12 protein-coding genes are annotated in these 14,339 nt (G+C 66.1%); 9 read left to right on the top strand and 3 right to left on the bottom strand.

Features of this window, described 5'->3' with window-relative positions; translation table 11 throughout:
- Positions 1–4: 4 nt before the first annotated feature.
- The 3 genes from AC3A6F_RS12145 to AC3A6F_RS12135 form a co-directional block, all read right to left on the bottom strand.
- Entirely contained in the window at positions 5–352 is a 348-nt protein-coding gene (locus AC3A6F_RS12145) for a hypothetical protein (RefSeq protein WP_487680992.1), read from the bottom strand.
- A 100-nt stretch (positions 353–452) separates the two neighbouring features.
- Positions 453–827, bottom strand: a complete 375-nt coding sequence (locus AC3A6F_RS12140; protein ID WP_487680990.1) for a hypothetical protein — start codon at positions 825–827, stop codon at positions 453–455.
- A 9-nt stretch (positions 828–836) separates the two neighbouring features.
- Positions 837–1,241 carry a DUF6973 domain-containing protein gene (locus AC3A6F_RS12135; RefSeq protein WP_487680988.1) on the bottom strand — a complete coding sequence of 135 codons (405 nt, stop codon included), beginning with the start codon at positions 1,239–1,241 and terminating at the stop codon, positions 837–839.
- Between the two features lie 126 nt (positions 1,242–1,367).
- Between AC3A6F_RS12135 and AC3A6F_RS12130 the strand changes: the two genes are divergently transcribed.
- From AC3A6F_RS12130 to AC3A6F_RS12090, 9 genes are all read left to right on the top strand, one after another.
- Positions 1,368–2,156, top strand: coding sequence for a ferritin-like domain-containing protein (locus tag AC3A6F_RS12130; protein WP_487680986.1), 789 nt, complete (start codon positions 1,368–1,370; stop codon positions 2,154–2,156).
- A complete protein-coding gene (locus AC3A6F_RS12125) occupies positions 2,156–4,528 on the top strand; it encodes a DNA polymerase II (protein ID WP_487680984.1) in 2,373 nt (790 codons plus the stop codon). The genes AC3A6F_RS12130 and AC3A6F_RS12125 overlap by 1 nt, the downstream gene beginning before the upstream one ends.
- A 77-nt stretch (positions 4,529–4,605) precedes the next feature.
- The gene (locus tag AC3A6F_RS12120) at positions 4,606–6,384 is read left to right on the top strand and encodes an alkaline phosphatase D family protein (RefSeq protein ID WP_487680982.1); all 1,779 of its coding nucleotides are present in this window, start codon (positions 4,606–4,608) and stop codon (positions 6,382–6,384) included.
- A 253-nt stretch (positions 6,385–6,637) separates the two neighbouring features.
- Positions 6,638–8,047 carry a GntP family permease gene (locus tag AC3A6F_RS12115; protein WP_487680980.1) on the top strand — a complete coding sequence of 470 codons (1,410 nt, stop codon included), beginning with the start codon at positions 6,638–6,640 and terminating at the stop codon, positions 8,045–8,047.
- Between the two features lie 135 nt (positions 8,048–8,182).
- Positions 8,183–9,142, top strand: coding sequence for a chemotaxis protein (locus tag AC3A6F_RS12110; RefSeq protein ID WP_123070530.1), 960 nt, complete (start codon positions 8,183–8,185; stop codon positions 9,140–9,142).
- Between the two features lie 43 nt (positions 9,143–9,185).
- Entirely contained in the window at positions 9,186–10,127 is a 942-nt protein-coding gene (locus AC3A6F_RS12105; protein WP_487680977.1) for a LysR family transcriptional regulator, read from the top strand.
- Positions 10,128–10,208: 81 nt separating this feature from the next.
- Positions 10,209–11,663, top strand: a complete 1,455-nt coding sequence (locus tag AC3A6F_RS12100) for an efflux transporter outer membrane subunit (RefSeq protein WP_487680975.1) — start codon at positions 10,209–10,211, stop codon at positions 11,661–11,663.
- A gap of 17 nt (positions 11,664–11,680) precedes the next feature.
- The gene (locus AC3A6F_RS12095) at positions 11,681–12,853 is read left to right on the top strand and encodes an EmrA/EmrK family multidrug efflux transporter periplasmic adaptor subunit (RefSeq protein ID WP_487680973.1); all 1,173 of its coding nucleotides are present in this window, start codon (positions 11,681–11,683) and stop codon (positions 12,851–12,853) included.
- Positions 12,854–12,868: 15 nt separating this feature from the next.
- Positions 12,869–14,326 (top strand): MFS transporter, encoded by a 1,458-nt coding sequence (locus tag AC3A6F_RS12090; protein ID WP_487680971.1) that lies wholly within the window; start codon positions 12,869–12,871, stop codon positions 14,324–14,326.
- Positions 14,327–14,339: the final 13 nt, after the last annotated feature.

The following is a 14,339-nucleotide window of genomic DNA, read 5'->3' as shown; positions in this document are numbered from 1 at the left end:
TGTCTTACTCGACATCCGGTACGAAAAATACGCTGTCGATCCGGCCGGTGTCTTTGTCTGCCTCGAAGACCAGTAAATACCCTTTTCCGTACATGCTTCTAACTGTATCCGGCCCGACGACATAGGCAAGGTTCGTATCGTAGTTGTAGTAGGCGGTCTGGGTGCCAAGCAATGCCTCTACTTCTTTTCGGGTGAAATTCCTGGTGTCGTGCTGTTTGAGGAAAGACGCTGTCATTTCTGCCCGCTGCATTTGTGATGCAGTCGCCCAAGCCTCTGGCGTGAAGTCGCGCCCTCCGAGTTTGCTCGCTTGATTCTCAACCGAGTTCAGCCAACATCCGGTCAGTCCGATCATCGAAAGGAATAGTGGACAGGATATACGGGCCGCGGTCGATCGGACCGAATGAAGGGGTGAAAGCAAAGTCGTCCTGGCAACCATGCTTATGTATCAGTCTTCATTCCACTTCGGGAAGGAAGAAGACTCTATCGACCTCCCCATTGTATTTGTCGGTTTCAAATACCAGCATGTAGCCTTTTCCGTACACGCTCTCTACGGTTGTTGGTCCGACAAAATAGGCTGGATTCGTGTCGTAGTCGTAGTATCCCGTCGGCGCCCCGAGCAGCGCAACCACTTCTTTACGATGAAAGTTGGTGATGTCATGCTTCCTGAGAAGCGAAGCAGTCATCTCGCCACGCTGCAGGTCCGTGGCGGTCGCCCATGTCTCAGCCGTGAACTCACGCGCGCCCAGCTTACTGGCCTGATTTTCGACCGAGTTCCAACATCCCGAAAGTAGAATCGAGAGCAATAGGATTTGTGCCAGGGTACGCATCTGGTCCTCTCACGGCCTGATCACTTTGAGCTGGCCAGACCGTAAAGCGCTAATGCAAAGTTGACCGAGCAATTGATTCGAAGTGGGAATGCGGCCGATCCTGAGACCGACTTCATTGTTATGAAGATCCATGGCTTTTTCTTCCGGTGGGTTCTCCGGGAAGTCTTCGTGCGCCGAAGTGTATCTGAGCGCACTGTTGTAGCCTATATCGCGACAGAGGATTGCCGACCAGAAGCAATGTCGAAACGCGTCGCCTGGACCGTTGTGGTCGTGTCTGCCAAATCGCCTTTTTGTCTCATCAGTCGCAGTACGCGCTGCATCGTCGATCAATGCCGCGTGCTCAGGGTACATCATCAAATAGACCTTCTCACTATTGCTAAGTTTCCAAATTTTCATGAGTACCGAGGTGGTCATTCTCAAACTCCGGAAACGTGTCAACGTTTGAGTGTTTCATGCCTTCTGAAAAAGTAGTTTGGCGCCCCTCAAGAACATGCTGTGGAATTGAGTAAAATGCCGTCTTTCGCCTGACTAGTCACCATCATGGAACTCCGCGCCGCCGCGCTGCACGCGCTGCTCGAAACCGATCCCGCAACCAAGGCCCAGGCGGTCGCCGCATTGACCGCCGCCTGCAAGGCCGGGACCGTGCGCATCGACACAGGCATCGCGCTCGCCGCGCCCGCCGGCATCCCCGGCCGCCCGGTCCGCCCCGAACTGGTGCCGCCGCTGCAAGTCGGCCGCCGCTCGATGGCCACGCCCGAGGGCCGGGCCATGCTGGTCCACGCCCTCGCGCACATCGAATTCAACGCCATCAACCTGGCTTTGGACGCGCTGTGGCGTTTTCACGGCATGCCGGAGCAGTATTACCTCGACTGGCTGCGCGTGGCCGACGAAGAGGCGCTGCATTTCACGATGCTGAGCGCCCACCTGGCCACGCTCGGCTATGCCTACGGCGACTTCCCCGGCCACGACAGCCTGTGGGAGATGGTGGCCAAGACGGGCGACGACGTCATGGCGCGCATGGCGCTGGTGCCGCGCACCCTGGAGGCGCGCGGGCTCGATGCGATTCCGCCGCTGCGCAAGAAGATCGCCCAGGCCGGCGACCTGGCCGCGGCCCAGATCCTCGACCGGCTGCTGGTGGACGAAGTAGGGCACGTCGAGATCGGCAACCGCTGGTACTTCAGCCTGTGCGAGGAACGCGGGCTGGAGCCGATCGCCACCTACGACGAACTGACCGTGCTCTACAAGGCGCCCGTCCTCAAGGGACCGTTCAATATCGAAGGCCGGCGCCAGGCTGGCTTCACCGAGGCCGAGCTGCAGCGCTACCGCTGATGGACACCGGCTTTCTCCTGACGCGCCACTGGCGCGACACCGCCGCCGGCTGCGAGGTCGAGTTCTGGCTCGCCACCGATGCCGGACCGCGCCGCCTGCGCCTGCCGGTACAGAAGCCCGTGGCCTTCATCCCCGAGGAGCAGCGCGCGACCGTCGAGCAGTTGCTGAGCGATGAACGCGGATGGGAGCTGCGCCCGCTCGACCTGCTCGATTTTCGGCACCGGCCGGTGGCCGGCCTGTATTGCCGCAAATACCGCCAGCTGCTGCGCATCGAAAAGCAGCTGCGCCAGCACGGCCTCGACGTGTTCGAGGGCGACGTGCGTCCGCCCGAGCGCTACCTGATGGAGCGCTTCATCACGGCGCCGGTGAGCTTTGGCGGCACGCCCGTCGACGGCGATCCGCTGTTGCTGGTCGATGCCGTCCTGAAGCCGGCGGCCGGCTACCGGCCGGCGATCCGCACGGTCTCGCTCGATATCGAGACCACCTTCCAGGGCGAGCTGCGCTCGATCGGGCTCGAAGGTTGCGGCCAGCGCCAGGTCTATATGCTGGGGCCACCCAATGGAAAAGACGGCGAACGCGATTTTGAACTCGATTTCGAACTCGAATACTGCGCTACCCGCCTCGAACTGCTCGACCGGCTGGAAGCATGGTTCATCCGCCACGATCCCGACGCCATCATCGGCTGGAACCTGATCCAGTTCGACATGCGGGTGCTGCAAAAGCACGCCGACCGGTTCAATCGCCCGCTGCGCCTGGGCCGCGACGGCAGCGCGATCGAATGGCGCGAGCACGGCGGCAAGCAGGAACACTACTTCATCTGCATCGCCGGCCGCCTGGTGATCGACGGCATCGATGCCCTGCATTCGGCCACCTGGAGCTTCCCGTCCTTCAGTCTCGAGAACGTGTCGCGCTCCCTGCTGGGCGAAGGCAAGGCGATCGACAACCCGCACGACCGCATGGCCGAGATCGACCGCATGTTCGCCGAGGACAAGCCGGCACTGGCCTGGTACAACCTCAAGGATTGCGAGCTGGTCACCCGCATCTTCGACAACACGAAGCTGATGGCCTTCCTGCTGGAGCGCGCCAGCGTGACCGGGTTGGCCGCCGACCGCAGCGGCGGTTCGGTGGCGGCGTTCGAGCACCTGTACATGCCGCTGCTGCACCGCCAGGGCAGGGTGTCACCCAATATCGGCGACGTCGCCGGCGCCGACAGTCCCGGCGGCTTCGTGATGGATTCGCGTTCCGGCCTGTACGATTCGGTGCTGGTGCTGGACTACAAAAGCCTGTATCCGTCGATCATCCGCACCTTCCTCATCGATCCGCTCGGCCTGGTCGAAGGCTTGCGCGAGCCCGAGGAAGCCACGGTCCCGGGCTATCGCGGCGGACGCTTTTCGCGCACCAGGCACTGCCTGCCCGGCATCGTCGCCCAGGTCTGGGCCGGCCGCGAGGCCGCCAAGAAGGAAAGCAATGCGCCGCTGTCGCAGGCGCTGAAAATCATCATGAACGCCTTCTACGGCGTGCTCGGCACCACCGGCTGCCGCTTCTTCGACCCGCGCCTGGCCTCGTCGATCACGATGCGCGGCCACGACATCATGCACCGCACGCGCGAGCTGATCGAGGAGCAGGGCTACCAGGTGATCTACGGCGACACCGATTCGACCTTCGTCTGGCTGGGGCGCGAACATGCCGAAGGCGATGCGCGCCGCATCGGGCAGGCCCTGGTCGATCACGTCAACAGCTGGTGGCGCACGCATTTGCAGGCCGAGCTGGGCATCGAGAGCGCGCTCGAACTGGAGTACGACGTGCACTTCCGCCGCTTCCTGATGCCGACCGTGCGCGGCTCGGACGAAGGCAGCAAGAAGCGCTACGCAGGCCTTGCGGCAGCGGCGAACGGCGGCGAAGAGATGGTCTATAAAGGCCTGGAGACGGTGCGCACCGACTGGACGCCGCTCGCGCAAGCCTTCCAGCAGGGGCTGTACGAACGCATCTTCAAGGGCCAGCCCTACGAAGACTATGTGCGCGAACTGGTCGCCCGCATGTTGCGCGGTGAATGTGACGACGATCTCGTCTATCGCAAGCGCCTGCGGCGGCCACTGGAAGAATACCAGCGCAACGTCCCGCCGCATGTGCGCGCCGCGCGCATGGCCGACGAGCACCATCTGCGCCATGGCCGCACCGCGCTATACCGCAAGGGCGGCTGGATCCGCTACGTGATGACCTTGAACGGCCCCGAGCCGATGGAAGCGCGCCACGGGGCGATCGACTACGAACACTACCTCACGCGCCAGCTCGAGCCGGTGGCCGACGCCATCCTGCCCTTCCTGGGCGACAGCTTCGCCAATCTCACGAGTCCGCAGCAAACGCTGTTCTAGGCATCCCGCCGCCCTGTCATGCCTCGGAAATATCGGCTCGCTAGACTGCCGACACGTTTTCAACAGGGAGGTGGCAAGTGGATCGTCGGGGCTTTTTACGCAGTAGCGCATATTTCACCGTCGCCAGCGCAGGCGGCTTGCTGGCTGCCTGCGGCGGCTCGGACGACACGCCGCCAGAGGGCAGCTTCAGCTTCCCGCTGGGCGTCGCCAGCGGCGATCCGAAGGAGGGCAGCATCGTGTTCTGGACCCGCTGCGCGCCAAAGAGCGGCAGCGAAGAAGTCGCTGTGCGGCTCGAGGTGGCGCTTGACGCGGCATTCACCCAGGTTGCCGGCGTGGTGGAACTGAGGGCAGTGCCGACCTACGACCACACGGTGCGCGCCAAGCTGACCGGCCTGGCCCCGGTCACCCGCTATTATTATCGCTTCCGCGCCGGCGCCGACCTGAGTCCGGTGGGCCAGGCAAGGACCGCACCAAGCGCCGCCAGCACTCCGGCGCAGATGCGCTTCGCCTGGATGACCTGCCAGGACTGGAGCATCAACCACTGGGCCGCGATGGGCATGATGGCGACCGAAGAACTCGATTTCATCGTCCACCTGGGCGACTACGTCTACGAGACGGTCGGCGCCGACTTCCAGTCCGGCCGCGCCGAGCCGGCCCATGCGCGCATCAACCTGCCCGACGGCGTGACGATCGAAGGCGGCGGGCGCTACGCCAACACCCTGGCCGACTACCGCACCCTGTACCGCACCTATCGCAGCGACGCGCGCCTGCAGGCGCTGCACGCCAAGTGCCCGATGATCGTGATCTGGGACGACCATGAATTCTCGGACGATTGCTGGCAAGACCACCAGACCTACGACAACGCCAACCAGCAGCAGACCTCGCGCCGCCGCAACGCCACCCAGGCCTGGGCCGAGTACATGCCGATCGACTGGGGCGACGTCTCGTTCGACCTGAACAAGGCCGGCTACGACAATATCCGCATCTACCGTGACTTCCGCTTCGGCACCCTGATGCACCTGGTGATGACCGATCAGCGACTGTACCGCGACGACCACGTGGTCAATGAAGCGGCCTACGCCAGCATGCTGCAGGGCGACCCGGTGAACGGCGACGATTCGATCGGTTCGCGCTACTTCGTGCCGCAGCCGCTGCTGGCCCAGTTCGAGGCCGGCGCGAGAAGCGCGCTGGGCCGCAATCCGGGCCTGCTCGGCCCGACCCAGACCCAGTGGTGGAAAGACACCATGAAAGGCTCGACGGCCACCTGGAAGGTGTGGGGCAATGAAGTGACCCTCAACCGCATGTGGCTCGACATGCGCACGCTGGCGCCGGCGCCGTACAACAACCTGTATATCGTGAACGCCGACGGCTGGGACGGTTTCCCGTCCTACCGCGCCGAAATGCTGGGCCACCTGGCCAGCAACAACGTGAAGAACGTGGTGGCGATCACGGGCGACCTGCACGCCTTCCAGTGCGGCGTGATCTACGACAGCAACGATCCGGTCGGCGGCCGTCCGGTGGCGGTGGACTTCGTCAGCGCCGGCATCAGCAGCTCCTCGTTCTACCAGTACCTGCGCGCCGGCGCCGGCAGCACGCCCTTGGCGCCGCTGGTCGCCACGCCGCAGGGCTTCGACCAGGTGCTGCGCATGAACAATCCTGCCTTCGCCTATGCCGACCACGATGCCCAGGGTTATGCGGTGGCCACCGTGACCGCGGCTTCATTCAGCGTGGTGTTCACCAAGGTCAAGCCGCTGGACGCCAACGGCGCCGCGCCGAGCGCGCCGCTGGCCAAGCGCACCCGCATTACCCTTGCCAGTGGATCGACGACGCCACGGGTCGAGGACAATGTGGCGTAGCACCACCGTCGTTACTGCCACTGGCAGTAACGACTCCCCGCGAAGGCGGGGACCCAAGCTTGCTTGCGCTGTCGATATGCGTGCAAACTTAGGTTCCCGCCTGCGCGGGAACGACGGGCTAACTGCGCGGGAACGACGGGGTTTGCAGATGCCGGCTGCATAAGCGAACCTGAAAGCCGAATGAGCGCTGGCCGATCACGCCATATGCTTTCTATAATGATGACGTCTTTACACGCCATCACATGGAGTCGACTTGTCCTTCCTGATCGTCCTGGCCGCACTGGCCTTCCTGATGTTCGCCGCCTACCGCGGCTACAGCGTCATCCTGTTCGCGCCGGTCGCCGCCCTCGGCGCCGTGCTGCTCACCGACCCGGCGCAGGTCGCCCCGGTCTTTTCCGGCATCTTCATGGAAAAGATGGTCGGATTCGTCAAGCTGTACTTCCCGGTGTTCATGCTCGGCGCGGTGTTTGGCAAGGTGATCGAACTATCCGGCTTTTCCGAGTCCATCGTGGCGGCCGCGATCCGCTACATCGGCGCGGCGCGCGCCAATGCCGTCATCGTCGCCGTGTGCGCCTTGCTCACCTATGGCGGCGTGTCGCTGTTCGTGGTCGTCTTCGCGGTGTATCCATTCGCGGCCGAACTCTATCGCCAGAGCGACATCCCCAAGCGCCTGCTGCCGGGGGCGATCGCGCTGGGGGCCTTCTCATTCACGATGGATGCCTTGCCCGGCACCCCGCAGATCCAGAACATCATCCCGACCACCTTCTTCCAGACCACCTCGTGGGCCGCGCCGGTGCTGGGCACCGTGGGGGCGCTGTTCATCCTGGCTGTCGGGCTGGCTTACCTGGAATGGCGCCGCCGCACCGCCGCCGCCAATGGGGAGGGCTACGGCACCTCGCTGGTGAACGAACCGGAACGGGTGGACACGGGCGCCGGCGGCTTGCCGCATCCGCTGCTGGCGGTGGCGCCGCTGCTGCTGGTCGGCGTGGCCAACTTCGTGTTCACCCGCATGATTCCAATCTGGTATGGCGGCGACAGCCACACGGTGCCGCCCGAGATCCTCCCCGGCATCGCGACGCCGGTAACGACGACGATCAAGACCGTGACCGCGATCTGGGCGGTGCAGGCCGCGCTGCTGCTGGGGATCCTGTTCGTGATCGCGACCGCATTCGGGCGGGTGGCGAAGCGGTTTGCCGACGGCAGCAAGGCGGCGGTGGGCGGCGCGCTGCTGGCGGCGATGAATACGGCGTCGGAGTATGGCTTTGGCGGCGTGATCGCGGCGCTGCCGGGATTCCTGGTGGTGAGCGATGCGCTGCGCAGCATCCCGAACCCGCTGGTGAACGCAGCGGTCTCGGTCAGCTCGCTGGCCGGCATCACCGGCTCGGCCTCGGGCGGCATGAGTATCGCGCTGGCGGCGATGTCCGATGTCTTCATCCGCGGCGCCGAGAATGCCGGGATCCCGCTCGAGGTCATGCACCGGGTGGTGGCGATGGCCAGCGGCGGCATGGACACCCTGCCGCATAACGGCGCCGTGATCACCTTGCTGGCCGTCACCGGCCTGACCCACCGCGAAGCCTACCGCGACATCTTCGCCGTCACCCTGATCAAGACGGCGGCCGTATTTGTTGTCATCGGCGTCTACTACACCCTAGGCCTGGTGTGACAATCCGTGGTTTTTTTGCACTCGTTCTCGCAAAATCAGCAAGGCTTGTGCGTCGTATTGACCCAAGAAAGAGCCGCACGACTACAATGACTTCCGCAATGGTTTCCGTGCAGCACTATTACTCCAGGATGGAACATGAAATCGGTACAACAAGAAGTCGACGAACGCAGCAACCTGACCGGCACCAATAAATTCGAATTGCTGTTGTTCCGCCTGGGCGGTGACGAGCAGGGCAACCACAACGAGCTGTTCGGCATCAACGTCTTCAAGATCCGCGAGATCGTCGCCATGCCCGAAATCACGGCGGTGGCCGGCGCCCCGCGCCATGTGCTGGGCGTGGTCAACCTGCGCGGCCAGATCATCCAGGTCCTCGACCTGCCGGGCATCACCGGCGTCAAGCCCAAGTCGGGCCTGAACATCATGCTGGTGACCGAGTTCGCGCGCACCACCCAGGCCTTTGCCGTCGAGAGCGTGGAAGAGATCGTGCGCCTGGACTGGAGCCAGGTGATGACCGCCGAACATAGCGCCGGCAGCGGCATGGTGACCAGCATCGCGCGCCTGCCCGAGCAGGACGGCCAGCCGGCGCGCCTGGCCCAGGTGCTGGACGTCGAGACCATCCTGCGCAACCTGAATCCGACCCAGGAGCGCGAGAACATGGAGCAGGCAGTGGGCGCCAAGATCTCGATCAAGCCGGGTTCCGTGATCCTGGCGGCCGACGACTCGGTGGTGGCGCGCGCGTTGATCGAGCAGGGTCTGGATGCGATGGGCCTGCCCTACATCATGACCAAGAGCGGCAAGGAAGCCTGGGACCAGCTGGGCACGATCGCCGCCGCGGCCGAAGCCGAAGGCCGCACCGTGTACGACCGCGTGGCCATGGTGCTGACCGACCTCGAGATGCCCGAGATGGACGGCTTCACGCTCACCCGCAACATCAAGTCGAGCAACCGCTTCGGCAACCTGCCGGTGGTGATCCACTCTTCGCTGTCGGGCAGCACCAACGAAGAACACGTCAAGAACGTGCGCGCCGACGCCTATGTCGCCAAGTTCTCGGCCGAAGACCTGTCGCGCACGCTGCGCAAGGTGCTGGGCGGCTGAGCCGGCACCCAGGGGATCATTGCCGCAATGTTATGATGCGGCCGTGATCCCCGACCTTTCCCAATTACTGATCCTCGACAGCCTCCTGCGCGAGGGCAGCCTCACCCGCACCGCCGAACTGCTCGGCATGACCCAACCCACGGTCAGCCGCGCGCTGGCGAAACTGCGGCGCCATTTCGGCGACCCGCTGTTGGTGCGCTCGGGCCAGCGCATGCAGCCCACCGCGCGCGCCCTCGAGCTGACCGGGCCGGTGGCGGCCGTGCTGGATGCGGCGCGCCAGCTCGAAGGCGGCCCGGCCGCATTCGATCCGCTGACCGCCACCCGTTCTTTCGGCCTGTATATGGTCGACGGCGCGGTGGTGAACATCCTGCCGCAACTGCTGGACGGGCTGGCGAAGCTGAAAAACGGCGCCGCAGGGCTACAGCTGCGCAGCGTGCACATCGATCCGGGCTCGCTCGAGGCCCAGCTCGAACGCGGTCACATCGATCTGGCCATCGGCCGCTTTCCGCACCTGCTCAACAACATCCGCCAGCGCAAGCTGTGGGACGACGAATACGCCTGCGTGATGCGGCGCGACCATCCCTGGGCCGGGCAACTCGACCGCGAGGCCTGGCTGACCCACCGCCACGTGCTGATCGAGATGGAGCACACCAGCCACCACAACGTGGCCGTGACCCGCAAGCTCGAGACGCTGCTCGAACCCACGCGCATCCTGTGCCACGTGCCGAGTTTCACCTCGGCCGCCCACATCGCGCTGCATACCGACGCGATCGCCACCATCCCGCTGCGCCTGGCGCGGCCGCTGGCGCGCGACCTCGGCCTGCTGCTGGCGCCCATGCCGGTCGAGCTGCCGCCGCTGCAGCTGGCGCTGTACTGGCATGAGCGCAGCCATCGCGACCCGGCCAACCGCTGGCTGCGCGAGTTCGTGCTGACGACGCTCACCAATACGCTGGGCGCCGAGACTGGTTATGCAGAATCTGCATGATGCCCATGCCGCTTATGGCATGGCCTAAATAACTCAGAGCAACTATGCTTCGGCTATTCAGTATTTTTGCCGAGGCACACCATGCTTCCATATCTTCCCGCGCCAGGCCGGTTATCGACCCGCCTGGCGCTTGTTTCTGCGATGCTCGTTCTCAGTGGTTGCGTGTCGATGGGCGCGCAGCCGCAACTGGCCCGGCTGAATCAGGACGCGGCTCCAAATTCATCGCGTGCTATTGGGTCGTTGGCGACCGAGGCCGCCACCTGGCCGGCCCAGGATTGGTGGCGCGCCTATGGCGATCCCCAGCTCGACCGGCTGGTGGAGACCGCAAGCGATGCCAGCCCGACGATCGCCGGCGCACTGGCGCGGGTGCGCCAGGCGGCGGCCCTCGAAGGCCTGGCCGCAGCAAGCCTGGGGCCGCAGGCCAATGCGTCGGCCCGTTCCGCGCGCCAGCGCTATAGCGAAAACGGCAGCGTGCCCAAGCCGCTGGCCGGCAGCTGGCAGTGGGTCAACGACGCCAGCGTCAACCTGAATTATGAGCTCGATTTCTGGGGCAAGAACGCAGCGGGCGTGGCCGCCGCCGCCGGCCGCGTCAATGCGCGCCAGGCCGAAGCCCAGGCCGCGCGCCTTGCCGTGTCGACCGCCGTGGTGCAGGCCTACCTGCGCCTGGACCACCTGTACGCGCAGCGCGACCTAGCCGAGCGCGAGCTGCGCCAGAGGAGCCGCATCCTCGAGCTGGTGCAGCAGCGCGTCTCCGCCCAGCTCGACAGCAATGCGGAGCTGAAGCAGGCCGAGATCGGCGTGCCGTCCGCACGCGGCCAGATCGCGGCGCTGGACGAGGCGATCGCGCTGACCCGCGGCCAGATCGCGGCCCTGGGCGGGCAGGGCCAGGACGCCGCCGAGGCGATCGCCCGTCCGCAACTGCGCCTGGAGCGCCCGGCGGCGGCGCCGGCCGATATTCCGGCCGCGCTGCTGGGTCGCCGGCCGGAACTCGTCGCGCTGCGCTGGCAGGTCGAAGCGGCCAGCGGCGAGATCGATGTAGCCAAGGCGCAGTTCTATCCGACGGTGAACCTGAGCGTGTCGGGTGGCCTGGCCAGCCTGGGCTTCGACCGCCTGCTGCAAGGCGGCAGCCGCAGCTTCGCGGCCGGACCGCTGGTTACCCTGCCGCTGCTCGACGGCGGCCGGCTGCGCTGCAACCTCGCGGCGCGCAGCGCCGAATTCGACCTCGCGGTCGAGAACTACAACGGCGCCGTGATCGAGGCGCTGCGCGACGTGACGGCGCAACTGACGTCGCTGCGCTGGCTGGGCGAACGGGTGCGCGAGCAGGACCAGGCATTGGGCGCGGCCGAGCAGGCCTACGACCTGGCCGAACAGCGCTACCGCGCGGGGCTGGGCAACTTCGTGCAGGTGCTGATCGCCGAGACCCAGGTCGTGGTCCAGCGCCGCGCTCAGGCCGACCTGGACGCCCGTGCCTACGAGCTGGACGTGAACCTGGTGCGCGCACTGGGTGGCGGCTACCAGGCCCTGGCCGTGCATTGAACAATCGAGAGAACGCTATGGACACCAAGAATACGAACAATGCTCCCCAGGGCCGGCGCAAGATCGCGATCGGCCTGACCGCCTCCGTGCTGGCCGCCGCCGCCGGCATCGCCTGGTCCTCGCCCGAGGTGCTCGGCATCGGCTGGAACAGCCAGCACACCGAAGACGCCTATGTCGAGGGCAACCTGGTGCAGGTGACGCCGCAGGTCGGCGGCACCGTGACCCGCATCGCGGCCGACAACACCGATTTCGTGCGGCCCGGCGAGGTGCTGGTGCAGCTGAACGAAGTCGACGCGCGCCTGGCCCAGGACCGTGCCGAGGCCGCGCTGGCCAAATCTGCGCGCCAGGTGCGGGCGCAATTCGCGGGCGTCGAGCAGCTGCGCGCGACGGTCGCCCAGCGCGAGGCGGATCTCGGCAAGGCCACCAGCGACCTGGAACGCCGGCGCAAGCTGGCCGACACCGGCGCGGTCTCGGGTGAGGACATTCGCCACGCCGGCGATGCCGTGGCCGCCGCCCGCGCCGCCTTGACGGCCGCGCGCCAGCAGGTCGGCTCGGCGCTGGCCATGGTCGACGGCACCACGGTCGAAAGCCATCCCGACGTGCTGGCCGCGATCGCGCAGTTGCGCGACGCCTCGCTGGGCCTGGCGCGCACCACGCTGGCCGCGCCGGTGGGCGGCATCGTCGCCCGCCGCAACGTCCAGATCGGCCAGCGTGTGGCGCAGGGCACGCCCCTGATGGCGATCGTGCCGCTGGACCAGATGTGGGTCACCGCCAACCTGAAGGAAACCCAGCTCAAGGATGTGCGCATCGGCCAGCCGGTGGCAGTCACCGCCGACGTGTACGGCAAGGACGTCGTCTTCCATGGCCGCGTGGTCGGCCAGGAAGCCGGCACCGGCAGCGCCTTCGCCGCCGTCCCGGCGCAGAACGCGACCGGCAACTGGATCAAGGTGGTGCAGCGGGTGCCGGTGCGCATCGCGCTCGACCCGGCCGACCTGGCGCGCCACCCGCTGCGCCTGGGCCTGTCGATGAAGGTGGCGATCGACACCAGCAGCAAGCAGGGCCCGAGCCTGATGCAGGCCGGCGCCGTGCGCCAGCAGTACAAGACCGTCGTGTTCGAGGCCGAGTCGCATGGCGCCGAGGAGGCGATCCGGCGCGCGCTCGGCCACCCGGGCGCGGTGGCGTCGCGTTGATGGAAAGGGCAGGCGATGAACGCCCCCACTAGTGTGACCATTCCGCGTCCGGCCCTGCTGGCCGCGATCTTCGTCTTCAACTTCATCGAGTTCCTCTCGACCGGGATGACGGTGTTCGCGGCCCCGGCCATCATGGGCCATATCGGCGCCTCGCCCGAGGAATACGCGACCGTCTCGGCGCTGTACGCGGCGGTGGCGGTGCTGTCGATCTCGCAGCTGACGGTGCTGGTGCAGCGCCTCGGCTGGCGCAACTACCTGCTGGGCGGCGTGCTGTTCTACATGATCGGCGCCTGGATCTGCGCCAGCAGCGGCAGCGTCGCCGCCTTCGCCGGCGGCCGGCTGTCGATGGCCATGGGCGGCGGCGTGTTCATGACGGCCTCGCGCATGATGGTGAACCTGATCCCGCCGTCGCCCCAGCGCCTGCAGGGCATTGCGGCCTTCGGCGGCGCACTGTCGCTCGGCCTGGCGCTCGGGCCCCTGGCGGCGGCGAAGTTCATCGGCCACGAAGCCTGGGGCGGCATGTTCCTGCTGCTGGCAGCGCTGGCCGCGATCGGCGCCGGCATCGCGGCGCGCTGGCTGCCGCCCGGCGCCGACACGCTGGACGGCACCCCGACGCGTTTGCACGTGCCGGATGCGATCCTGCTCGGTGGCGGCGCCGCGGTCACGCTGTTCGCCCTGCAGCACCTGACCTACGACTGGCATGGCGGCGAGCGCGCCGCGCTGCTGGGCCACCTGGCGCTGGGCCTTGCCTTGCTGCTCGCCTTTGGCCTGCTCAAGGCGCGCCGCCGCGAGCCGTTTCTGCACCTGAACATCCTGGCCAGTGCGCGCTACCGTTTGGGCCTCGTCATCTTCGCGGTCTGCTACGCGGTGCTCGGCATGGTCAATACCCTGCTGCCGCAGGCGGTACAGAAGGGCCTGGGCATGGGGCTGGAACAGGCCGGCGTGCTGCAGGGCGTGGGCCTGCTGTCGACCTTCGTCGTGTTCACGGTGATGCTGCAGCTGGTCAAGCGCAATCCGCATCCGACCAGGTTCTTCGTGACCGGCTTCCTGATGCTGGCGGCGCTGGGCTGGCGCTTCGCGACCCTCGATCCGCGCGCCAATGCCTGGGACACGGTGATGCTGTGGCTTGGCCTGTTCGGCGGCTTCCTGACGCTTGGCATGGCCACCGCCGCGATCCACTCGTTCAAGGATCTGCAGGCCGACAACGTGGTGTTCGCGCATGCCCAGCAACTCAAGAACATGCTGGGCCAGGTTGGCCTGGCGCTGGGCGTCGGCGTGACCAATATCGCGCTGCAGGAGCGCACCGCGCTGCACTCGTCAAGGCTGGCCGAGAAGGCGACGGCGCTTCTAGATGGCGGCGCCGAGATGTCGCGCCAGGCCGGCCTGCTGGCGGGGCAGGACCTGTTCTGGGTCGTGATGTGGGTGGGACTGGTGGGCGCCGTGCTGCTGGCCATGCAGCGCAGGTTCGATTGACTCCCAACCGTGC

This window comes from Massilia sp. Soil_C_3 (assembly GCF_057657035.1).
This window is presented reverse-complemented; position numbering and strand designations above follow the sequence as displayed.